Source organism: Bacillus sp. NTK034, from assembly GCF_017303275.1.
Taxonomy (GTDB): Bacteria; Bacillota; Bacilli; order Bacillales; family Cytobacillaceae; genus Cytobacillus.
In genome coordinates, this window is the sequence record NZ_JAFKOJ010000001.1 from 701828 (window position 1) to 725220 (window position 23393).

Here is a 23393-nt window from a genome sequence, read left to right on the forward strand (position 1 = left end):
GGAGGTTCATTTAATGAGAGATACAGCAGTAAATGTAATAGGAGCGGGATTGGCAGGCAGTGAGGCCGCGTGGCAGCTGGCCAGCAGGGGCATAAAAGTAAAGCTCTATGAAATGAGGCCAGTAAGGCAGACTCCTGCCCATCACACAGATAAATTTGCGGAACTTGTCTGCAGCAACTCACTGCGTGCAAATACCTTAACAAATGCAGTAGGGGTATTAAAAGAAGAAATGCGGAAGCTGAATTCTGTTATCATCCATTCAGCTGACAGCAGTGCCGTTCCTGCTGGCGGAGCCTTGGCGGTTGACCGCCATGATTTTGCCGCTCGTGTAACGGAACAAGTCAAAAACCATCCGAATGTAACGGTAATCAACGAAGAAGTGACAGATATTCCGGAAGGGCCAACAGTGATTGCTACTGGACCGCTGACAAGTGAAGCACTTTCAGGAAAATTAAAAGAGCTGTCCGGAGAAGATTATTTATATTTTTATGATGCTGCTGCTCCAATTTTAGAAAAAGACTCAATCGATATGAATAAAGTTTATTTGAAATCACGATATGATAAGGGAGAAGCGGCATATTTGAATTGCCCTATGACAGAAGCAGAATTTGATCGTTTTTATGAGGCTCTTACCACGGCCGAAACAGTTCCATTAAAGGAATTTGAAAAGGAAATCTTTTTCGAGGGCTGTATGCCAATAGAGGTGATGGCAAATAGAGGAAAGAAAACAATGCTTTTTGGCCCGATGAAGCCGGTTGGTTTAGAAGATCCGAAAACAGGAAAAAGGCCATATGCAGTTGTTCAGCTTCGACAGGATGATGCCGCCGGAACACTTTATAATATTGTAGGTTTTCAAACTCATTTGAAATGGGGGCCGCAAAAAGAAGTAATCCGCTTGATTCCAGGTCTCGAAAATGCTGAAATAGTAAGGTATGGCGTTATGCACCGGAATACATTTATCAACTCTCCAAAAGTCCTGCGCGCAACATATCAGTTCAAGAACCGGGATGACTTATTCTTTGCAGGGCAAATGACAGGGGTTGAAGGGTATGTCGAATCTGCTGCCAGCGGACTTGTGGCAGGCATCAATGCTGCAAGACTTGTTAAAGGAGAAGATCCTATAGAGTTTCCTCATGAGACTGCGATTGGAAGCATGGCGCGTTATATTACTACAGCTAACCCGAAAAGTTTCCAGCCTATGAACGCTAATTTTGGTTTATTTCCTGAACTTCCTGAAAAAATCAGAGGGAAAAAAGAAAGAAATGAAAAACATGCGGAAAGAGCATTAGGAACAATTCAGAACTTTGTGAAAAATTTGTAAATTATGTTGCGTTGGGCTGCTTAGTTGTGATACTATTTAGTAGCCCTTGCGAGGTGAACATTTAATGTCTGAAAATGTGAACGTTTCTTTAAAGTTGTTTATTGAATATTTACAAATTGAGAAAAATTATTCACAATATACAATTGAGCATTACCAGCATGATATTAGTGAATTTTTTATGTTCATGTCTGAACAAGCCATTGCAGATATAACAAAAGTCGAGTATCAGGATGTCAGGATATATCTTACTGATCTATACGATAAAAAGATGTCCCGTAAGTCCGTTGCCAGGAAAATATCAAGCTTAAGGAGCTATTTTAAATTTTTGCTCAGAGAAGAGAAAGTGGCTGAAAATCCTTTTGCACTTGTTTCCATTCCGAAAGCGCAGAAAAAGCTGCCGGAATTTTTCTATGAGGAGGAAATGAAGCAGCTTTTCGATGCTTGTGAAACAAGTACTCCTCTAGGGCAAAGAAATAAAGCACTTCTTGAACTATTGTATGCAACCGGCATCCGCGTCAGCGAGTGCAGCCAAATCCGCTTAAAAGACCTGGATATGTATTTATCAACGGTTCTTGTCCGCGGCAAGGGCAGTAAAGAGCGGTATGTCCCTTTCGGAAGCTTTGCCCAGGACGCACTTGACACATACATAAACCATGGACGTAAAGAATTGCTTTCTAATGGGAACGTGCAGGATAATTTGTTTCTGAATGCCCGAGGCGGTCCGCTTACAGCAAGGGGAATCAGGACTATACTGAATAAGATCATCGAAAGATCATCCTTATCAGGCAAAATCCATCCCCATATGCTTCGTCACACATTTGCGACGCATTTAATGGCAAATGGGGCTGATATGAGGACAGTTCAGGAATTACTTGGACACGCATTTCTATCTTCAACCCAGGTGTATACACATGTTACGAATGAATACTTGAAAAAAACTTATATGGCCCATCATCCGCGGGCTTAGCAGCAGAATTTAATTACCGGATAGTCTGCAGAAAAATCAAAGGCAATATGCTCCAAAGGAGGAGTCTTTCATGTCCGAATTTCATGCTACAACAATATTTGCTGTGCATCATAATGGAGAATGTGCAATGTCTGGCGACGGCCAGGTTACCTTTGGAAACGCAGTTGTGATGAAACACACTGCAAGAAAAGTCAGAAAGCTATTTAATGGTAAGGTGCTGGCTGGATTTGCAGGCTCAGTAGCCGATGCATTTACGTTATTCGAAATGTTTGAAGGAAAGCTTGAAGAGTATAATGGAAACCTTGAGAGAGCAGCTGTTGAGCTTGCAAAAGAGTGGAGAAGCGATAAGGTTTTGCGCAAACTCGAAGCAATGCTTATTGTTATGAATACCGACAGTCTGCTGCTTATCTCTGGTACAGGTGAAGTTATTGAGCCGGATGATGGAATTCTGGCTATTGGATCAGGTGGCAACTATGCTCTTGCAGCTGGACGATCTTTAAAGAGATTTGCAGGCGAGCACTTATCAGCAAGAGAAATTGCGAAGGCCTCGCTTGAAATGGCTGCGGAAATATGTGTATATACAAACCACAACATCATTGTGGAAGAACTCTAATAAAAGGAGTGCTGTTGTATGGGTAAAGGAACAAATTTAACTCCCCGCCAAATTGTTGAGCGTTTGGATCAATTTATCATCGGTCAAAAAGATGCAAAAAAAGCAGTTGCTGTAGCACTTAGAAATCGCTATCGCCGCAGCTTGCTTGAAGAAAAATTGAGGGATGAAGTAAATCCTAAAAATATACTGATGATCGGCCCGACTGGAGTCGGAAAAACTGAAATAGCACGCAGAATGGCTAAATTGGTTGGTGCCCCATTTGTCAAAGTGGAGGCAACCAAATTCACGGAAGTCGGATATGTAGGAAGGGATGTTGAATCCATGGTCAGAGATCTTGTGGAAACATCCGTCCGTTTGGTTAAAGAAGAAAAGATGATCAGTGTAAAGGAAAGAGCCGAAGAAAGTGCCAACCGCCGCATTCTTGAACTGCTCGTACCGGGTTCCAAAAAGGCAGCTAATTATAAAAATCCTCTTGAAATGCTATTTGGCGGAGGTAATGATCAGCAGCAGGATACGTATCAGACAGAAGATTTAAACCTCCAGGAAAAGCGCAAGATTATAAAAGAAAAGCTTACACTTGGCGAATTGGAAAATGAAGTTATTACCGTAGAAGTAGAAGAGCAGCAGCCTTCAATGTTTGACATGCTGCAGGGCTCAGGTATGGAGCAAATGGGCATGAATATGCAGGATGCTCTGAGCAGCCTTATGCCAAAGAAAAGGAAAAAAAGAAAACTGACTGTACGGGAAGCGAGAAAGATTTTAACAAATGAAGAAGCCCAAAAGCTGATAGATATGGACGAAGTCAGTCAGGAGGCTGTATTCCGCGCTGAACAGTCAGGAATTATTTTCATTGATGAAATCGATAAAATAGCCAGCAAAAATAGCGGCGGTTCTTCGGCTGATGTTTCAAGGGAAGGGGTTCAAAGAGACATTTTGCCGGTGGTAGAAGGTTCAACAGTAGTAACCAAATACGGTTCTGTAAAGACAGACCATGTATTGTTTATTGCTGCCGGGGCATTCCACATGGCTAAGCCTTCAGACCTGATTCCTGAATTACAGGGACGTTTTCCGATCCGTGTGGAGCTCACGAAGCTAACCGTTGATGATTTCTATAAAATACTCGTTGAGCCTGATAATGCATTAATAAAACAATATGAAGCATTATTGGTAACTGAAGGTATACAAATTGAATTTTCTGACGATGCTATTCGTAGGATTGCACAATTTGCATTCGAAGTTAACCAAAATACAGATAATATCGGTGCAAGGCGTCTTCATACCATCATGGAAAAACTGCTGGAGGATTTATCGTTTGAAGCACCGGATATCACAATGGAAAAAATCACAATTACTCCTCAGTATGTCGAGGAGAAACTGGGAGCCATTTCCCGCAACAAGGATCTAAGCCAGTTTATTCTATGACCCATTGTTTAATTTTCCGGGTCATAGGGTACACGAGGAATGTATCCAAAATTTTATAAGAATGATCCAATAAGCAATAAGATAATTAATCTTAACAAAATATATGTTTATGGGTTGTAGCAAATAGGAGGAAATATAATGGATTTATTAACAAAAACAAGAAAAATTAATGCAATGCTCCAAAGAGCTGCCGGAAAACCGGTTAACTTCAAGGAAATGTCAGAAACACTAAGTGAAGTAATCGAAGCAAATATCTTCGTAGTGAGCCGCAGAGGTAAACTGCTTGGATTTGCTGTAAACCAGCAAATTGAAAATGAGCGCATGAAGCAAATGCTGGCAGATCGCCAATTCCCTGAGGAATATACTAAAAATTTATTTAACATCCAGGAAACTTCATCAAATCTGGATGTAGAAAGTGAATATACTGCGTTCCCGGTTGAAAACAAAGATCTTTTCGCAAATGGTTTGACTACAATTGTTCCTATCATTGGCGGCGGTGAGCGTCTGGGCACATTAATTCTTGCCAGATTGCAGGAACAGTTCCATGATGATGATTTAATTCTTGCTGAATATGGTGCTACTGTTGTTGGTATGGAAATTCTTCGTGAAAAAGCTGAAGAAATTGAAGAAGAAGCACGCAGCAAGGCGGTTGTACAAATGGCAATCAGTTCTCTTTCATACAGTGAGCTGGAAGCGATAGAGCATATCTTTGAAGAGCTTAACGGCAACGAAGGGCTTCTTGTAGCATCGAAAATCGCTGATCGTGTAGGCATTACGCGCTCTGTAATCGTAAATGCCCTAAGAAAACTGGAAAGTGCAGGAGTTATTGAATCCCGTTCATTAGGCATGAAAGGTACTTATATCAAAGTTCTTAACGATAAGTTCCTGGTGGAATTAGAAAAACTTAAATCAAACTAATATAGTCCGCTAAAAACCCGTCCTTAATTGACGGGTTTTTTTATTACAAATAGATTACATTAAATTTTGGTAAATTTATGTATTTTTATCATTTTTTATAAGTATTTTAGTCTTAGTTTACATAATTTGCGATTGTGGTGTTAATCTTGTATGGTCAAAAAGACCTATTGTCGGAATGTAAGATAAAATTAGATGGGAGAATGAAATGGCGGGTTTTTGGTAATTATTTGAAAAATTCAATATAACTTTCAGCATATTTAAAAGATTTGTCGAAAATAGGACAAAAGAATCATTAAAATTAACCTTATGTTCATAGACATATTATTTCATATTCATTACAATAATGTTTATGATGACATATTTTGTCCATTATCAACAAATTTCTACAAAAATTACCAAGATAAAATTGTTTTATATGAGGTGTTATGATTGAAACTGTTTTCAGGCACTATATCAACATTAGAACAAGCATTGGATTACTCTTCGCTTAAGCAAAAGGTAATATCTCAAAATATTGCAAATGCAGATACTCCAAACTATAAAGCGAAAGATGCAAGCTTTAAAGAGGCTTTTCAGAGCGCTCTAGATGGATCAATGGAAGCAAACAAAAGTGATTTCAGGCATTATGACTTTAAGAATGCATCATCCTCAGGACAAGGTGTAGTGACAAAACGCAATGCTTCTTACAATCATAATGGCAATAGCGTCGATGTAGATAAGGAAATGGCTGATCTTGCTACAAATCAGATTTATTATAATGCATTGATTGAACGAGTAAGCGGGAAGTTTTCCAGTCTGCAAAATGTATTGCGGGGAGGAAAATAGTAATGTCTATGTTTCATAGTATGAATAACACAGCATCGGCTCTTACTGCCCAAAGGCTCCGCATGGATGTAATTTCTTCAAATATGGCCAATGCGGACTCTACCAGAAGTGTGAATGGAGATGGACCCTACAGAAGGAAGTCAGTAGTATTGGAACCGAAAGAAGGCCAATTTTCTTCTTTTTTAAATTTGGCAATGAGCCGAAATGGCGGGAGCTCTCCAGGATACGGTGTAAAGGTGTCAAGAATTTCAGAAGATCGGGAGACGCCAACTAAAATGGTTTATGATCCAACACATGTCGATGCTAATGAGAATGGATATGTTGAAATGCCAAATGTGGATCCTTTAAGAGAAATGACGGATCTGATGAGTGCAACTAGATCTTATGAAGCCAACGTAACTGTTTTTAATGCCTCTAAAGGCATGATGATGAAAGCTTTGGAAATCGGCAAATAAGGAGAACTTTAAATGAATACTGTAACTTTTATGCCAGTGAATGCTTTAAAGCCTGCTGAAAATCAAAAGACTCATACATATACAGCATTCGATGCTCAGCAAAGTTTTTCGTCCGTTTTAAAGCAATCAATTGAAAAAATAAATAATGCGCAAATTCAGTCAGATGTAATGACTGAAAAGCTTGCAAAGGGAGAAAACGTAGACCTTCACCAGGTGATGATTACATCACAGAAAGCAAGCATTACGATGCAGGCTGCGCTGGAAATTAGAAATAAAGTAATTGAAGCCTATCAGGAAGCGATGAGAATGCAAGTCTAATTCTTAAATTTAAAAAATTGAAAGAATCCACTGAATGGTGAGGTTTTTTCAATTTTTTAATGAATGAAAATGATTAAAGCTAAAAACTAGTTAAGGCGGTTATTAGCTTAGACAGAATAACCGGAGGATTGTGATGAATGAGACGCTACAGAGATATATAGGTAAAGTGAAAGAATACTGGGGCAGCAGGACTAAAAAACAGAAGACGTTTATGATTGGTGCTGCTGCAATATGTATATTGCTGATTGCGGCTGCTGCCATCTTAAGTACCAGGACTACTCTCGTTCCACTATACAGCAACTTAACACCGTCGGAGACTGGGACGATAAAAGAAAGTCTCGATACCAGGGGTGTTGTATCTGAAATCGCAGATGGCGGAACAACGATTAAAGTTCCTGAAGAGGTAGTAGATACTCTGAAAGTAGAACTGGCAGCAGAAGGAATCCCGAAATCTGGAAGTATTGATTATTCATTTTTCAGCCAAAATGCCGGCATTGGCATGACCGAAAACGAATTTAATGTCCTAAAGCTGGAAGCAATGCAGACTGAACTGGCAAATTTGATGAAAGGGATCGACGGAGTAAACGATGCCAAGGTAATGATAAACCTTCCGGAGAAAGGCATTTTTGTAAATGATTCTTCTGAGGAAGCATCTGCCTCTATTGTTCTTAACACAAAACCAGGCTACCAATTTGAAGAATCGCAAATCCAGGCGCTTTATCACCTGGCGGCGAAAAGTATACCAAATCTTCCCACAGATAATATCGTCATTACTAATCAGTTTTTTGAGTATTTTGACTTAAAAAATAAACAAAATTCTTCACCGGAAAGCACCTTTGCAGCTCAGCACGAAATTAAAAAAGAGATAGAACGCGATGTACAGCGGCAGGTGCAGAATATGCTGGGCACTTTAATGGGGCAGGATAAGGTTGTTGTGTCTGTAACCGCCGATATTGACTTTACCCAGGAAAACAGAGAAGAAAACCTCGTTACACCTGTTGATGAAGAAAATATGGAAGGTATAGCTATTAGTGCTCAAAAGATTACGGAAACGTTTACTGGCAATGGCGATGCTGCTGGAGGATTTACTCCGGCTGGCGGCAGCGATGAACCTGCAGGCACTGATTCGGCTACTTATCAGGAAAGCGGAAATTCTAATGGGGATTATGAACGGATAGAAGAGACAATTAATAATGAAGTAAATAAAATCCGCAGGGAGATTGTCGAAAGTCCGTATAAAGTCAGGGACCTTGGCATTCAGGTTATGGTGGAACCGCCGACAGCTGATGATCCTGCATCACTTCCGCAGGAAAGAATTAATGATATTACCCAAATACTTGGGACTGTTGTTCGTACAACCATTAATAAGGATGCTGCTGATGCTGAATTAACAGACGAAGCAATCCAGGACAAAATTGTCGTCTCAGTACAGCCTTTCAATGGAAAAGTTGAGTTTTCTAATGAGACTAGCACCAGTATTCCTTGGTGGATATATGCAATTGGCGGAGTATTGCTCTTAATCATTGCTCTATTAATCTTCCTTTTTGTTAAAGCTAGAAAGAGGCAGAAGCAGGAAGAAGAGATGGAAGAACAAACTGCAGAGACATTCAATCTTCCGGATGTGAATGAAGAGCATGAAACCGAAAGTACAATGAGGCGCAAGCAGCTGGAAAAAATGGCGAAGGAAAAGCCTGAAGACTTTGCAAAACTGCTTCGCACCTGGATCGCAGAAGACTAAGGGGGATGAAAAATGCCAAAGAAAGAGCAAAGAGAACTAACAGGTAAACAAAAAGCGGCAATTCTTCTTATATCACTTGGTCCTGATGTAGCATCCTCTGTTTATAAACATTTAAGCGAGGAAGAAATTGAGAAATTGACCCTGGAAATCTCGGGAGTCCGAAAAGTTGATTCGTTTGCTAAAGAAGAAATACTTGAAGAATTCCATCAAATTGCCCTGGCACAGGACTATATCACTCAGGGCGGGATTGGTTATGCAAAAACTGTTCTCGAGAAAGCACTCGGTACCGAGCAGGCATCGGCCATTATTAACAGACTGACGTCTTCTCTGCAGGTAAGGCCATTCGATTTTGCCAGAAAGGCAGATCCGGCACAAATCCTGAATTTTATTCAAAATGAGCATCCGCAAACGATCTCATTGATATTGTCCTATCTTGATCCAGCGCAGGCGGGGCAAATCCTTTCTGAGCTGCCGCAGGAAATGCAGGCGGATATTGCAAGAAGGATTGCCGTTATGGATAGCACATCTCCCGAAATTATCAATGAAGTTGAACAGATTCTTGAGAGAAAGCTGTCATCTACTGTAACACAGGATTATACTCAGACCGGCGGCATTGAATCGGTTGTGGATGTTCTTAATGGAGTTGACCGGGCGACAGAAAGGACCATTCTGGACGCACTGGAAATTCAGGATCCAGAGCTTGCTGAGGAAATTAAGAAAAGAATGTTTGTATTTGAGGATATCGTTACCCTTGACAGCCGCGCCATACAGCGTGTGATCCGCGATTGTGAAAGTGAGGACCTCATGCTTTCTTTGAAAGTGTCCAGTGATGAAGTTAAAGAAATCGTCTTTAAAAATATGTCATCCAGAATGGTTGAAACCTTTAAGGATGAGATGGAATACATGGGTCCTGTGAGATTAAGAGATGTTGAGGAAGCCCAATCAAGAATAGTCGGCATTATCCGAAGATTAGAAGAATCAGGAGAGATCATCGTCGCTCGCGGCGGAGGGGATGATATTATTGTCTAGGCTTATTAAATCATATACTTCCGCAGTGCCAAAAGAAGAAAAGAAAGTCATTTCTATCAGACTGCTGCAAAGCAATTTAAATCATATTGAAGATGTATCTGAGCAAAACACGGATAGAACAGATGAAGAGCTTCAAGCCATGATGAACAGTGCCCGTGAGGAAGCTGAAAGGATTGTAAATGCTGCGAGAATAGATTCAGAAAAAAAGACTCGGCAAATGGAGGAGCAGCTTGAAGCGCTGGAACAGGAAAAACAAAAGGTTCTTGAGGAAGCCCGCTCTGAAGGATTTGCTGCTGGCGCTGATGAAGGCAGACAAAGCTCTCTCCGGGAATACAGTGAACTGATTCATATGGCAAGAGAAGTTGTAAACTCAGCCAAACATGATTATAAGCAGCATATCGAATCATCAGAAAGGACCATTCTAAATCTGGGATTAAAGGTTGCAGGAAAAATTCTTGGAGAAGTTCTAGATCAAAATAGCGACCAATTCCTTTCTATAGTAAAAAGAGCACTAAAGGAAGTGAGAGAGTACACTGAGATTCAGCTCCATGTACACCCTATGCATTATGATTTGATTCTATCCCATAAGGAAGAACTAATCCGGGTATTTCCAAAAGAGACGGATTTATATATTTATCCCGATGAGGAACTGAGCAACACAAGCTGCATAATTGAATCGGCAAATGGACGAATTGAAGCCAGTGTTGACAGCCAGCTTGAAGAAATAAAAAGAAAACTCTTTGAGATGCTGGAGAGTGAACCAAATTGAAACTTGAACAGCTGATCAGCGAGGTGGAAAAAATTGATACCTTTAAGCGGTTTGGCAGAGTAAAAAGAGTTGTCGGTTTGATGATTGAGTCTCAAGGGCCTGAAAGTTCTATTGGGGATGTATGCATTATTCATATAGGCAAAGGGCGCACAAGAAGGATCCAGGCGGAAGTAGTCGGTTTTAAGAATGAGAATGTGATACTTATGCCTTATACAGATGTACAGGATATTTCACCAGGCTCTCTTGTCGAGACAACCTCAGGACCTCTTGAGGTGAAAATTGGCCCAGCTCTTATAGGACAGGCAATAGACTCACTGGGACAGCCTCTCGATGGAGGGGATTTGCCAAAGGGTTTGACACCGGTTCTAACTGAACAAACACCTCCTAATCCGCTCAAAAGGCCGCCAATCTCAGAACCTATTGAAGTAGGAGTAAGGATGATTGATAGCCTGCTGACAGTAGGAAACGGGCAGAGGGTCGGAATATTTGCGGGAAGTGGTGTCGGTAAGAGTACCCTTCTTGGAATGATAGCCCGCAATACCAATGCAGATTTAAATGTGATCGCCCTTATTGGGGAGAGGGGCAGAGAGGTTAGGGAGTTTATTGAGCGGGACCTCGGTCCGGAAGGTCTGCAAAGGTCCATTGTTGTGGTAGCTACGTCAGACCAGCCGGCACTCATGAGAATTAAAGGGGCATACACCGCCACAGCGATTGCTGAGTATTTCAGGGACAAAGGCTTAAAGGTCATGTTAATGATGGATTCAGTAACCCGGGTTGCAATGGCACAGAGGGAAGTCGGCCTCGCAGTCGGTGAACCGCCAACAACAAAAGGGTATACTCCTTCTGTTTTCGCGGTCCTTCCTAAACTGCTTGAAAGAACAGGAACAAACGAATATGGCTCTATAACTGCATTTTATACTGTATTGGTCGACGGTGACGACATGAATGAACCAATCGCAGATACAGTCAGGGGAATACTGGATGGACACTTTATTTTGGATCGGGCGTTAGCGAACAAAGGGCAATATCCGGCTATTAATGTCCTGAAAAGTGTAAGCCGGGTTATGAACCATATTGCAGATGCCTCCCATATAAAATCAGCTGAAAAAGTAAGAGAAATGCTGAGCACATATATAAATGCAGAGGATTTGATTAATATTGGAGCCTACAAGCGCGGGTCCTCAATGGAAATAGACGAAGCCATTCGGTTGTATCCTTCGATTATCTCTTTCTTGAAACAAGAAACGAATGAAAAAATTTCTATCTTGGAAAGCATCGGCCAATTAAAAGGATTAGCTGGAAAAGGGGAATAAAAATTGCAGTATCAATTTAAGTTCAAAAAAATCTTGAAGATAAAAGAAAGAGAAAAAGATCATGCGTTTGATGTATACAATCAGGCTGTCAAACGATTTGAAGAAACTGCCAATAAGCTGTACGATCTTCTGAAAAAGAAAGAAGATCTGGAGGAATATCAGCAATCAAGACTGGCTGAAGGACTTCCGGTTCAGGAAATCAGGCATCACCAGCATTTTGTAAGCAGTCTTGAGAAAACAATTGACCATTATCAAAAGATGGTCGCCAATGCGCGAACCCAAATGAATTTCCAGCAGGAAAAACTAATGGAAAAGAATATTGAAGTTAAGAAATATGAAAAGATGCAGGAAAAAGATTTAATTGGCTTTTTGGAAAACATGAAGCAAGCAGAAGGAAGGCAAATGGATGATATCTCGATACAGATGTATATGAATCGGGGAAATTAGGTGGTTAAATGGAAAAAATGCCAGAAGAACAAGAGACACCCAAAACCAGCAGGTTTCAATGGTTTATATTCGCTTTCCTGATTCCGATTCTTTTCGGAATAACAGTGGCCCTGCTGGTTTTCACATTATCAGGAAACAATATTTTTGAAACAGCCAGAGAATATAGCCAAAAAGTTCCATTTTTAGCTTCCGTTATTGATGGGGATAAATCCCATTCGCAGGAGGTAATGGAGGAGCAGCTCATCGGACTGCAGGCAGAAGTTAAAGATCGAGAAGCAAGGATATCTCAGCTGGAAAGCCAGCTTGACAGCAAAGATCTGGAATTAGAAAGAGCAGGACTCGAAAAGCAGAGGCTGGAAGAAGAAATCAGCGAGCTTACGGCTATAAAGGAAGAAAACAAGCGAGCATTTAAAGATATCGTAAAGACCTATGAAAATATTTCCGCTAAAAAAGCAGCACCCATTTTAACTGAGATGAAGGATGAGGAAGCTGTAAGAATATTATCAAATGTTAATTCTGACACGCTGGCCGCCATTATGGAGAAGATGAACCCGGAGGATGCCGCACGTTATACTGCACTCCTGACCGCTGCCAAAGAAAAAAGCGGATCGGATAATTAACAAAAAGTCTTGAGAGGAGGTGAATTTAAGTGCAAATCGGAGGATTAGGATTTATTCAGGCACAATATTCATCCGAAGCTAAAAGATCTCTGCAAGATACAAGCAGAACTGGCTTTGGGAGTCTTTTCTTTTCTTTAACCGGAACCGCCAAACCGCAAGCAGAAAGCTTACCTGCATCAGCTGATGAGGAAAAGATCGAACAGTTAACAGAATTAATGGAGTTTCTTAAAGTGAGTGAGATCACCGAATTAGAAAACGGAAGCGAGCTTCTGGAGAAGATTTCCTTTCAAACAGAATCTGGCATCATAGAGGTCATTTCAGAGCAGCTGAATCTTTCACAGGAAGAATTGGTGCAGATGCTGGAGGGTTTTATGGACCAGGTTCTGCCAGGTGTAAAGCTTGAAGATGTATATTCTAAAGAAGATATAGGTGATGGCAGCAAAATCCAATTATTAATTTCAGCAATTTTAAATTTTGATCAAAAAGAAGGTATCATCCTGCAAGGGAAAGATTTTAGCGGAGCACTAAAAGTTTTGAAATTGTATGACATTCTGTCTGCAAAGAAGGATTTTTTCAGCAGCAAAATAAATCTGAAGGAATTTCTAAATTATGTCCAGGTAAAAATTGATGGGTTAATAAACAGTACTTCTGTTGATAAAGGCAGTATTATACAAAAAGTTTTTGCCCCGCTTGCAAACGAATTAAACTCTGCAAAGCCACAAAATAACTCAGCTAATGAAAATTCGGGTCAGGCAGCCATTAAGATCATTAACAGACCGGAAACTGCTTTGCAGGGATTTATTCAGGTTCAATCATTTTCAAAACCGGAACAGATGTCTCTGCTGAATCCGCAGGGAAGGACAGTAAGTCCAGATCAGCTTATGCATCAATTTGAAAACATATTATCCAAGAGCAGCTTTCTCAAAACAGGAGGAACACAAAAGTTGTTTATCAAGCTGAATCCTGACCATCTCGGAGCGCTGCGCATAGAGATTATTCAAAAGGACTCTGCGATGATTGCCAGGATTCTTACATCAACTGGTTCAGCAAAAGAAATTCTTGATTCACATATTAATGGCCTAAAGCAGGCTTTCAGTTCACAAAACATTCAGATTGAGAGAATTGAAATCTCTCAGCAAATGACGCAGCAGGATCGCTCCTTTAACAGGGACCCCCAGCAGCAGGAACAGAAACATCAGCAGAACAAGAATGAAAATAATCAGCAGCAGCCTGAGAGTGAATTTAACAGCTCTTTTGAAGAAGCCCTTCTTAATACAGAAGCATAGGAGTGATAGTAATTGGCAAACACAATAGATTCTTCCCTAATGCTATCAAACTACCAAAGCCAAAACCGCAAAACGGGCTCAGATATATTAGGCAAAGATGATTTTCTTAAGATTCTAATGACACAGCTGCAAAACCAGGATCCTATGAACCCTATGCAGGACAAGGACTTTATTGCACAGATGGCAACCTTTTCGTCATTGGAGCAAATGACTAATATGAATAAGACGATGGAGAAGTTTGTTCAAGCCAATGAGCAAAATCAATTAATTTCATACAATCAATTTGTGGGGAAGGATGTTACATGGCATAAACTTAAAGAGTCAGATGATCCAACTCAGCCTCCCACAATTGAAGAGGGCAGAGGGAAAATAGCTTCTATTCAGTTTAAGAATAATAGTGTTGTATTTATCTTAGAAGACGGCACAAATCTGGAACCAGCAAATATTTCAGAAGTAAATGAAGCATCAAATGATAGTCATATACTGCAGGCGAGTTTGATGATTGGCAAAAAGGTTACTTTTTTGGATGCTAATGATAAAGAGGTTACTTCCCTAATCAAGTCAGTTTCTTTTAGAGACGGCAAGACACTTTTCCAATTAGATGATGGAGAAAAGAGTATAACAGCGTCACAAATTATAGGTGTCGAATAACCAAAGGAGCGTGGTTGGATGGATAAATTGATGTTTCGTCCGATCCATACACAGCATGTAGTCACCAAACAGGCAAAAGCTGTTCCTGCAGCATACCAGGTGCAAAATGGTTTTTCAAAACATTTACAGACTGCCCTGGAAAATAACAGCACACTAATTGTCAGCAAGCATGCTGAACAGCGGATGAACCAAAGAGGCATAGAAATTACAAGCGACCGCTGGCAGCAAATTGAAAATAAAATCCATGAAGCAAAAAAGATGGGCGTAAATGAATCCCTTGTAATACTAAAGGATGCGGCACTCGTTGTCAGCGCAAAAAACAATACTGTAATTACTGCTATGGATCGACAAGAAGCAGGTGCTCAAATATTCACCAACATTAATGGAACTATTATTCTTGATTAAATAAACAAGGCTGGACCTTCATAAAGGAAGCCTGGGCTGCGGACTGACAGAAGCAGCCAATAAAGAGAGGAGCCATTTAAGATATGCTACGTTCGATGTACTCAGGAATAAGCGGAATGAAAAATTTTCAGACGAAGCTTGATGTCATTGGGAATAATATTGCGAATGTAAATACATTCGGCTATAAAAAGGGCCGCGTAACGTTTAAAGATACAATGAGCCAGACAATTTCTGGAGCAAGTGCCGCACAGGATAATCGCGGTGGTAAGAACCCGATGCAGGTTGGACTTGGTACAACACTTGCAACTATTGATACGATTCATACTGGATCAAGTTTGCAGACCACCGGCCGCTCATTGGATCTGGGGATTGATGGTGATGGTTATTTTGTTGTAAGACAGGGTGATGCACAATTTTATACTAGGGCCGGTAACTTTTATCTAGATGATAATGGAAATCTCGTAAATGCAGATGGCCTTAAAGTCCAAGCTTATGGAGTTAATCCAGCAACAGGAGATGTAACAAATCAATTAGGAGATATTGCAGTAAATGTAAATTCTATTATGTCACCAACACCTACTTCAAATATTCCTATTGAGGGGGCACTAAGTGCGACTGCTACTGAAGACTACGAGTATATGCAACAAATAAAAGTAGTCGATTCGAAGGGTGTTTCCCATACAGTGGAGGTTACGTTTAAGAAATTAAACGTTGCGAACCAATGGAATGTTTCAGTTAATGGAACGAGTGCCGGAAATATTAACTTTCAAAACACTCCTCCTACTGGGCCAATAACATGGCCACTAGATTTAGATGGTTCTGGAAATCCAGATACAATAACTCTTGATATATCCAAACTTGTGCAAAATGGGAATCAATCAAATGCGTTAGTTAACCCTAATGGAAATACTGAGGGTTCTCTTGAGAGTTTCAACATTGGAGCAATGGGTGAAATAAATGGTGTTTATTCAAATGGTTTAGTTAGGACACTTGGTGTCTTAGCCTTAGCGAAATTCAGTAACACCTCAGGTCTTACAAAATCTGGAAATAATCTTTTCCAGGAATCTATTAACTCAGGTACGGCAAATATCAACGTAGCAGGTGAAGGACGGCGCTCAATTGCTTCGGGCTCTTTGGAAATGTCCAACGTAGACCTTTCAGAAGAATTCACTGAAATGATTACAGCTCAGCGCGGTTTCCAGGCTAATACCCGCATCATTACAACATCAGATGAAATCCTGCAGGAGCTTGTTAATTTAAAACGATAATCTAAAGGAGGGTCAGGGCTGAAGGCACAGAATTCTTTAGCCCTGGAAATGACATTGATTAAAGTATCTCGCCTGAACGGCAAATCATTTGTATTAAATGCTTTGTACATAGAAACAGTAGAATCTTTTCCAGATACGACGATTACGCTCACTAATGGAAAGAAGTATGTTGTAAAAGAATCTGAAGATCAAGTAATGCAATCGATTTTAGGATTCTATCAATCTGTTAATCTTCTGGGGCAGCTGGCGGAGGGAAATGAAAATGAAGAACAATAAGCTGTTAATGATAATGTTAATGATGCTTGTAGCGATCACACTTGTAGGAGCTATTGCCCTGGTGATTGTAATGAAATTTTCGGGTGATGATGAAACAAAAGAGCCGACCATTGATGATGTACTGGAAGCCTCTGTTGATATCCCGCAAATAACAGCCAATTTAGCGAGTGATGATTATATCAGGATTTCTTTTAAAATCCAGACTGAAAACAAAAAAGCTAAAGAGGAATTGCAGAAAAGAGATTTTCAGGTGAAAAACCTTATCATTCAGGAATTGTCTGAAATGAAAGCTGAGGATATACAGGGGAAAGAAGGTCAAATCAAGCTGCAGGAAGATTTGAAAACCAAAATTAACGGTTTAATGCAAGAAGGAAAGATCGTTCAGGTGTACATTACTGAATCTCTCCTCCAGTGATAATCAAATAACTAACTGCAATAAATGGAGGTGAGGATTCATGTCAGGTGAGGTTTTATCGCAAAGCGAGATTGATGCACTGCTTTCCGCTCTCTCTACCGGAGAAATGGATGCAGATGAGCTGAAAAAAGAACAAACAGAGAAAAAAGTAAAAGTTTATGATTTTAAGAGAGCATTAAGATTCTCTAAAGATCAAATTCGCAGTTTAACAAGAATACATGAGAATTTTGCCAGGCTCTTAACCACCTTTTTTTCTGCCCAGCTGAGGACCTATGTGCAGATATCGGTTGCTTCTGCAGATCAGATACCATATGAGGAATTTATCCGGTCCATTCCGAAAATGACAATACTTAATGTAATCGAAGTGCCGCCTCTGGATGGAAGAATTCTTATGGAAGTGAATCCAAATGTAGCCTATGCCATGATGGACAGGCTGATGGGCGGCAGGGGGACAAGCATAAATAAAGTTGACAACTTAACAGAAATTGAAACAAAAATCATGTCTGCTACATTTGAAAGGGCATTTGAAAACCTAAGGGAAGCCTGGAGCACAATCGCGGATATTGATCCGCTTCTGGCTGATTTTGAGGTGAATCCGCAATTTCTGCAAATGGTCTCACCGAATGAAACAGTCGTCGTTATTTCATTAAACACGACTATTGGGGAAACGAGCGGGATGATTAATATATGTATACCTCACGTCGTTCTTGAGCCAATAATTCCCAAGCTGTCTGTACATTATTGGATGCAGACTGACAAAAAGGAAAGGGAGCCTGAGGTCATTGCCCGGCTTGAACGAAATATTCATAAAGCGGAAGTTCCAGTCATATGTGAACTCGGCAGTTCCGACATAGCCATTCAGGATTTCCTATCTCTAGATATTGGTGATGTCATTGAGTTAAATCAGGGAATTGACCAGTCGCTCACTATTAAAGTCGGGAATATTCCAAAATTCATCGGTCAGCCTGGAAAATTGAACAAAAAAATGGCCGTGCAAATTTTAGACACAGTGAAAGGGGGAGATGAGGATGATGAGTGATGATATGCTTTCACAAGATGAAATTGATGCTCTGTTAAGGGGAGCAGCTGACGACAGCGATGAAACAGAAAGTTATAATGAAGCATTTTTTCAAACCGAAGATTATCTGTCCCATATGGAGCAGGATGCGTTAGGGGAAATCGGCAATATCTCTTTTGGAAGCTCTGCAACAGCATTGTCTACGTTATTGAATCAGAAAGTTGATATCACAACTCCAGCTGTTTCAGTTGTCTTGCGTCAGAAATTAGCTGAGGAATTCCCACATCCTTATGTAGCAATTCAGGTGAATTATACAGAAGGTTTTTTCGGAAGCAACTTGCTTGTAATTCAGCAGTCGGATGCAGCCATCATTGCTGACTTGATGCTTGGGGGAGATGGAACCAATCCGGCTGAACTAATGGGGGAAATTCAGTTAAGCGCGGTTCAGGAGGCAATGAACCAGATGATGGGTTCTGCAGCAACTTCGATGTCAACCATCTTTGGAAAAAAGGTTGATATTTCACCGCCGGCAATTGATATTCTCGATTTGCCGCAGGGAGAAGGTGCTGATCGAGTTCCTGCTGATGACATGCTAATAAGAATTTCATTCCGATTAAAAATAGGAAGTCTGATCGACTCGAATATTATGCAGCTGCTTCCTCTGGAATTTGGAAAAAGCCTAGTTAATGAATTATTAAATCCGGGTCAGGATCTTCCAGAAGATAGCGCTGTTTCTGATGAGAAGACAGCGGCTCAAGTACAGCCCGATTATCAGGAAAGCCAGCTTTCGTTTGATCAGAAAAATGAAGTACACTCAGTCAGATTTGACCAGCCATACAGTCAAACAGGTTATTCCGGAGAGCAGACGGCATATTCACCGCCAGTTATGAATCAGGCATCAAACAATCAAAGCTATATACCGGCTCAAAACCAGGCTCAGCAATCCGGTCCGCAGCATTTCGGAGGCTCTTATTCAAATGGAGTGCAGCCGAATGTACAGCCGGCTGCTTTTTCGAGCTTTGAACCATACCACATGCAGGAGAATGAAACAAAGAATTTAGATATGCTTTTGGACATACCGCTTCAGGTAACGGTCGAACTCGGAAGGACCAAACGCTCCGTTAAAGAAATTCTTGAACTGTCTTCCGGATCGATTATTGAACTGGATAAACTGGCAGGGGAACCTGTTGACATTCTGGTTAATAACCGATTAATCGCACAGGGTGAAGTGGTTGTCATTGATGAAAACTTTGGTGTGAGGGTTACAGATATTATCAGCCAGAGCGACAGAATAAAAAAACTAAGATGATAAGCGGGGGTTATTAAAATGGCACATAAAATATTAATAGTTGATGATGCAGCTTTTATGCGAATGATGATAAAAGATATTTTGTCCAAGAATGGCTATGAGGTAGTGGGTGAAGCTGCTGACGGTGCACAAGCTGTTGAAAAATATAAGGAAACTCAGCCTGATCTTGTCACAATGGATATAACCATGCCGGAAATGGATGGAATTACAGCTCTAAAAGAAATCAAAAAATTAAATCCGAGTGCAAAAGTCATTATGTGTTCTGCTATGGGCCAGCAGGCAATGGTCATTGATGCCATTCAGGCAGGTGCCAAGGATTTTATCGTAAAACCTTTCCAGGCTGATAGGGTACTTGAGGCAATCGGCAAAACTTTGGGCTAGTGATAATTCTTTTTAGAGGGTGCAAAATGGTGTTGAATGTAAAGAAAGTAATTTCTTTGCTGCTGTTGTTTTCAATTGTTCTGCCGGGCGTGCAGCCTCTGGCCCAGGCAGAGCAATTGAATAATAGTGTTAAAGAATGTATGGAAAATCCCAAGGAATGCGAAAAGCAGGAAACAAAGGAATCAAAAGATTCAAAGACAGACGAAGAGCAGACTCAGCAGGATGAAAGCGGCAAAATTGGTCTTACTTTCTGGGACTTTATAAAGATGATTTTAGCAACAGGTTTCACTATCGGACTTTTGTATGCTCTTCTAAAGTTCATTAACAAAAAAAGTAAGGTATATAACAGGTCGCAGTTAGTTGAAAACCTCGGTGGTACAGCTTTAGGTGCGAACAGGTCAGTTCAGCTGATAAAAGTGGGAAATCGCATTTTTGTAGTAGGGGTAGGAGAAAATATTCAGCTGTTAAAAGAAATAGACGATTCGGAAGAATACAGTCAAATCATCAAAGAACATAATGACAAACTGGAACAGCTTATCCGTCCAAGCGATATTGTGACAAAGGTGATGAAAAGAACACAGCAAACAGAAGGAAGCAAGCAAGGCAGCCCGAACTTCAGCTCGCTGCTCGGTATTCAGCTGGATGAGATCAAAAAGGGCAGAAAGAAACTGTTTGATGAGTTAGAAAGAAAGGGCCAGAAGAAAGATGAATGAATTCATGGAGTTTTTTAATAGCAGTTCTCCTGAAAATGTATCTGTATCTGTGAAGCTTTTTTTATTGCTGACGGTACTTTCTCTCGCGCCAAGTATTCTAATTTTAATGACGTGTTTCACAAGAATTGTCATCGTTCTTTCCTTTGTCAGAACGGCGCTGGCTACTCAGCAGATGCCACCGAATCAAGTTTTAATCGGCTTATCCTTGTTCCTGACATTTTTTGTAATGGCACCGACAATGCAGGAAGTGAACGAACAGGCTTTAACACCTTTATTTAATGAAGAAATAAATCTGGAAGAAGCTTATAACAAAGCTTCAATTCCTTTTAAAGAGTTTATGAGTGCCCACACAAGACAGAAAGATTTGGCTTTATTTCTTGAATATTCCGGGGCTGAGACGCCATCTTCCATTGAAGATATCCCGCTTACGAGTCTTGTTCCGGCGTTTGCCATCAGTGAAATCAAAACAGCTTTCCAAATTGGTTTTATGATTTTTATTCCATTTCTCGTTATCGACATGGTTGTCGCCAGTGTATTAATGTCCATGGGGATGATGATGCTTCCACCAGTCATGATTTCTTTGCCGTTTAAAATATTATTATTTGTACTTGTAGACGGCTGGTATTTAGTTGTTAAATCCCTTTTACAAAGCTTTTAAGCAGGTGAACATTCAGAATGACTCCAGAAACCGTTATATCCATTGCAGAAAGAGGAATTATTACCGTACTTATGATTTGCGGTCCCTTGCTAATTCTGGCTCTAGTAGTCGGCTTGGTTGTCAGCATCTTTCAGGCAACAACTCAAATTCAGGAACAGACGCTGGCATTTATTCCTAAGATCGTAGCAGTCCTAGTAGGTGTTGTTTTCTTTGGGCCCTGGATGCTTAGCCATATGCTCTCCTATGCAAATGAAATTTTCTCTAATTTGACCAGGTTTGTTGGCTGATGACATGTTAGATTTCCTGCCTTCTTTTCCTGCCTTTTTACTTATTTTTGTTAGGGTGACATCTTTCTTTTTAATGATGCCCCTTTTTTCATACAGATCCATTCCGGCTGCACATAAAATCGGCCTTGGCTTCTTTCTGGCATGGATAATGTTCCTGGGAATGGACGTGCCAGTGATTGAAATTGACGGCACTTATTTTCTTTTAATAATTAAAGAAGCATTAGTAGGGCTGATGGTCGGATTTATAGCGTATTTGATTCTTTCTGCGATTCAAATTGCCGGGGGATTCATTGATTTCCAGATGGGTTTTGCCATTGCAAATGTGATTGATCCTCAAACAGGTGCACAAAGTCCATTAATGGGCCAGTATTTGTATACGATAGCTCTCTTTTTTCTATTAACTGTCAATGGGCACCATTTAATGCTTGATGGAGTATTCTACAGCTATCATTTTATCCCTTTGGATCAGGCATGGATTTCTTTTGGGGATGAGGATATGGCTGAATATGTTATAAAAGCCCTGAATACGATGTTCGTTATTGCCTTTCAGATGTCCATTCCTGTTGTCGGCAGTCTATTTCTTGTAGATGTCGCATTAGGGATTGTTGCAAGGACAGTTCCGCAGCTAAATGTTTTTGTCGTCGGCCTTCCTTTGAAAATTGGCGTAAGTTTTATTGTTATAATCATTGTAATGAGCATATTAATGTATGCTGTATCCCTTGCGTTTGAAACGATGCTGCAGACAATGAGAGGGCTTATGGAGCTTATGGGAGGTTCTTAGAATGAATTTTTTGCTCTCTTTAGATCTTCAGCTTTTTTCCGGAGAAAAAACAGAAAAAGCCACTCCGAAAAAGAGGCAGGATTCCAGAAAAAAGGGACAGGTAGCAAAAAGCCAGGATGTAAATACAGCCATCGTCCTAATTGCGGTGTTTCTGTTTCTGCTGTTTGCCGGATCGTATTTGAAGAATATCATCCTATATATTTTTACGCACTCATTTAATGATTATATGATGATGCCGCTGACGGAGGCGAATATACAGGTAATCTTTCTCGATGTCTTAAAGGAATTGGTTCTTTTTTTAGGTCCAATCATGCTGGTTGCTATGCTGGCGGGTATTGCTGCAAACTTCATGCAGGTGGGCACTCTTTTTTCAACAGAAGCTATACAGCCTAAAATGGAGAAACTGGATCCAATAAAAGGATTCAAGCGGATTTTTTCCATGAGAGCAATTGTGGAGCTGTTGAAGTCGATGCTCAAAATAGCTTTTGTGGGTGTCGCTGCATTTGCTGTTTTATGGCTAAGAATAGATGAAATATTAATTCTCTCTCAAAAATCGGTTGGAACGGCGATGGCCACTCTTGCCAGCCTGACCGTTCAAATGGGTTTGATTGCTTCAGCGGCACTCTTGTTTTTATCCGTGCTGGATTATCTATATCAAAAATATGATTTTGAAAAGAACATTCGAATGTCAAAACAGGATATTAAAGATGAGCACAAAAATATTGAAGGGGATCCATTAATTAAATCCAAGATTAAACAGAGGCAGCGGGAAATGGCGATGAGAAGGATGATGCAGGAAGTCCCTAAAGCGGATGTGGTCATCACCAATCCAACTCATTTTGCCATTGCCCTGAGCTATGATGAATCCAAAAGTGATGCCCCCATTGTGGTAGCGAAAGGCGTTGACTTTGTTGCCCAAAAAATTAAATTAATTGCCAAGGAACATGATGTGATTGCTGTTGAAAACAGGCCGCTTGCCAGGGCACTATACAGCCAGGCGGAAATAGGGCAGGCCATCCCTGAGGAATTTTTCAAAGCTGTCGCAGAGATTTTAGCTTATGTGTATAGAACCAAAAACAAAATTTAACCAGAGAAATATTTATTAGAAATAGCTGGTCTTAGGGAGCTGTTGAATGGCTGCCAAGGCGTTTTCGCTTTTTGTGAAATAAAAAAAGTATTGATCTTTGAAC

At 40.5% G+C, this 23393-nt stretch carries 28 protein-coding genes; all 28 read left to right on the forward strand.

Translation table 11 applies throughout. The features are described from left to right. The first annotated feature begins 13 nt into the window (after positions 1-13). The 28 genes from trmFO to flhB all read left to right on the forward strand — a co-directional run bounded on the left by trmFO (position 14) and on the right by flhB (position 23290). Complete coding sequence (trmFO, locus tag JI665_RS03610) at positions 14-1321, forward strand: FADH(2)-oxidizing methylenetetrahydrofolate--tRNA-(uracil(54)-C(5))-methyltransferase TrmFO (RefSeq protein WP_206836349.1); 1308 nt, start codon at positions 14-16, stop codon at positions 1319-1321. A 64-nt stretch (positions 1322-1385) separates the two neighbouring features. Further along, entirely contained in the window at positions 1386-2288 is a 903-nt protein-coding gene (xerC, locus tag JI665_RS03615) for a tyrosine recombinase XerC (RefSeq protein WP_206836353.1), read from the forward strand. A gap of 70 nt (positions 2289-2358) precedes the next feature. Then, positions 2359-2901 (forward strand): ATP-dependent protease subunit HslV, encoded by a 543-nt coding sequence (hslV, locus tag JI665_RS03620; protein ID WP_009330767.1) that lies wholly within the window; start codon positions 2359-2361, stop codon positions 2899-2901. Positions 2902-2919: 18 nt separating this feature from the next. Next, complete coding sequence (gene hslU, locus JI665_RS03625; RefSeq protein ID WP_206836357.1) at positions 2920-4323, forward strand: HslU--HslV peptidase ATPase subunit; 1404 nt, start codon at positions 2920-2922, stop codon at positions 4321-4323. Positions 4324-4461: 138 nt separating this feature from the next. Further along, complete coding sequence (gene codY, locus JI665_RS03630) at positions 4462-5241, forward strand: GTP-sensing pleiotropic transcriptional regulator CodY (protein ID WP_206836360.1); 780 nt, start codon at positions 4462-4464, stop codon at positions 5239-5241. Between the two features lie 429 nt (positions 5242-5670). Continuing rightward, the gene (flgB, locus tag JI665_RS03635; protein ID WP_206836364.1) at positions 5671-6066 is read left to right on the forward strand and encodes a flagellar basal body rod protein FlgB; all 396 of its coding nucleotides are present in this window, start codon (positions 5671-5673) and stop codon (positions 6064-6066) included. 2 nt (positions 6067-6068) lie between these two features. Further along, the gene (gene flgC / locus JI665_RS03640) at positions 6069-6521 is read left to right on the forward strand and encodes a flagellar basal body rod protein FlgC (RefSeq protein ID WP_206836369.1); all 453 of its coding nucleotides are present in this window, start codon (positions 6069-6071) and stop codon (positions 6519-6521) included. Between the two features lie 12 nt (positions 6522-6533). After that, on the forward strand, positions 6534-6839 hold the full coding sequence (gene fliE, locus JI665_RS03645; RefSeq protein ID WP_206836372.1) for a flagellar hook-basal body complex protein FliE: 306 nt from the start codon (positions 6534-6536) through the stop codon (positions 6837-6839). Between the two features lie 133 nt (positions 6840-6972). Further along, the gene (fliF, locus tag JI665_RS03650) at positions 6973-8577 is read left to right on the forward strand and encodes a flagellar basal-body MS-ring/collar protein FliF (protein WP_206836374.1); all 1605 of its coding nucleotides are present in this window, start codon (positions 6973-6975) and stop codon (positions 8575-8577) included. 12 nt (positions 8578-8589) lie between these two features. Beyond that, positions 8590-9606 carry a flagellar motor switch protein FliG gene (fliG, locus tag JI665_RS03655; RefSeq protein ID WP_206836377.1) on the forward strand — a complete coding sequence of 339 codons (1017 nt, stop codon included), beginning with the start codon at positions 8590-8592 and terminating at the stop codon, positions 9604-9606. Further along, positions 9590-10375, forward strand: coding sequence for a flagellar assembly protein FliH (fliH, locus tag JI665_RS03660; protein WP_206836381.1), 786 nt, complete (start codon positions 9590-9592; stop codon positions 10373-10375). Before fliG ends, fliH begins: the two co-directional genes overlap by 17 nt. Further along, complete coding sequence (gene fliI / locus JI665_RS03665; RefSeq protein ID WP_206836383.1) at positions 10372-11688, forward strand: flagellar protein export ATPase FliI; 1317 nt, start codon at positions 10372-10374, stop codon at positions 11686-11688. Before fliH ends, fliI begins: the two co-directional genes overlap by 4 nt. Positions 11689-11691: 3 nt before the next feature. Next, a complete protein-coding gene (fliJ, locus tag JI665_RS03670) occupies positions 11692-12135 on the forward strand; it encodes a flagellar export protein FliJ (protein ID WP_206836386.1) in 444 nt (147 codons plus the stop codon). Between the two features lie 8 nt (positions 12136-12143). Continuing rightward, positions 12144-12755, forward strand: a complete 612-nt coding sequence (locus JI665_RS03675; RefSeq protein WP_206836389.1) for a MotE family protein — start codon at positions 12144-12146, stop codon at positions 12753-12755. A 29-nt stretch (positions 12756-12784) separates the two neighbouring features. Then, complete coding sequence (locus tag JI665_RS03680; RefSeq protein ID WP_206836394.1) at positions 12785-14041, forward strand: flagellar hook-length control protein FliK; 1257 nt, start codon at positions 12785-12787, stop codon at positions 14039-14041. Between the two features lie 12 nt (positions 14042-14053). Continuing rightward, entirely contained in the window at positions 14054-14692 is a 639-nt protein-coding gene (gene flgD, locus JI665_RS03685; RefSeq protein WP_206836397.1) for a flagellar hook assembly protein FlgD, read from the forward strand. A gap of 18 nt (positions 14693-14710) precedes the next feature. Next, positions 14711-15097, forward strand: coding sequence for a TIGR02530 family flagellar biosynthesis protein (locus tag JI665_RS03690; protein WP_206836400.1), 387 nt, complete (start codon positions 14711-14713; stop codon positions 15095-15097). A gap of 83 nt (positions 15098-15180) precedes the next feature. Next, positions 15181-16365, forward strand: coding sequence for a flagellar hook protein FlgE (locus JI665_RS03695; RefSeq protein ID WP_206836403.1), 1185 nt, complete (start codon positions 15181-15183; stop codon positions 16363-16365). A gap of 54 nt (positions 16366-16419) precedes the next feature. Beyond that, positions 16420-16641: a flagellar FlbD family protein gene (locus JI665_RS03700; protein WP_206836406.1), complete on the forward strand. Its 222-nt coding sequence runs from the start codon at positions 16420-16422 to the stop codon at positions 16639-16641. Next, positions 16628-17056, forward strand: coding sequence for a flagellar basal body-associated protein FliL (gene fliL, locus JI665_RS03705; protein WP_206836411.1), 429 nt, complete (start codon positions 16628-16630; stop codon positions 17054-17056). Before JI665_RS03700 ends, fliL begins: the two co-directional genes overlap by 14 nt. Before the next feature lie 40 nt (positions 17057-17096). After that, positions 17097-18095: a flagellar motor switch protein FliM gene (fliM, locus tag JI665_RS03710; RefSeq protein WP_206836413.1), complete on the forward strand. Its 999-nt coding sequence runs from the start codon at positions 17097-17099 to the stop codon at positions 18093-18095. After that, positions 18085-19383, forward strand: coding sequence for a flagellar motor switch phosphatase FliY (gene fliY / locus JI665_RS03715; protein WP_206836418.1), 1299 nt, complete (start codon positions 18085-18087; stop codon positions 19381-19383). The genes fliM and fliY overlap by 11 nt, the downstream gene beginning before the upstream one ends. Before the next feature lie 18 nt (positions 19384-19401). Then, positions 19402-19764, forward strand: a complete 363-nt coding sequence (locus tag JI665_RS03720) for a response regulator (protein WP_206836421.1) — start codon at positions 19402-19404, stop codon at positions 19762-19764. 26 nt (positions 19765-19790) lie between these two features. Next, positions 19791-20477, forward strand: a complete 687-nt coding sequence (locus JI665_RS03725; RefSeq protein ID WP_206836424.1) for a flagellar biosynthetic protein FliO — start codon at positions 19791-19793, stop codon at positions 20475-20477. Then, positions 20470-21135, forward strand: a complete 666-nt coding sequence (gene fliP, locus JI665_RS03730) for a flagellar type III secretion system pore protein FliP (RefSeq protein WP_206836426.1) — start codon at positions 20470-20472, stop codon at positions 21133-21135. Before JI665_RS03725 ends, fliP begins: the two co-directional genes overlap by 8 nt. Before the next feature lie 17 nt (positions 21136-21152). Beyond that, the gene (gene fliQ / locus JI665_RS03735) at positions 21153-21422 is read left to right on the forward strand and encodes a flagellar biosynthesis protein FliQ (protein WP_009330744.1); all 270 of its coding nucleotides are present in this window, start codon (positions 21153-21155) and stop codon (positions 21420-21422) included. 4 nt (positions 21423-21426) lie between these two features. After that, positions 21427-22203 (forward strand): flagellar biosynthetic protein FliR, encoded by a 777-nt coding sequence (fliR, locus tag JI665_RS03740; RefSeq protein WP_206837652.1) that lies wholly within the window; start codon positions 21427-21429, stop codon positions 22201-22203. 1 nt (position 22204) lies between these two features. Further along, entirely contained in the window at positions 22205-23290 is a 1086-nt protein-coding gene (flhB, locus tag JI665_RS03745) for a flagellar biosynthesis protein FlhB (protein ID WP_206836429.1), read from the forward strand. Positions 23291-23393 lie beyond the last annotated feature (103 nt).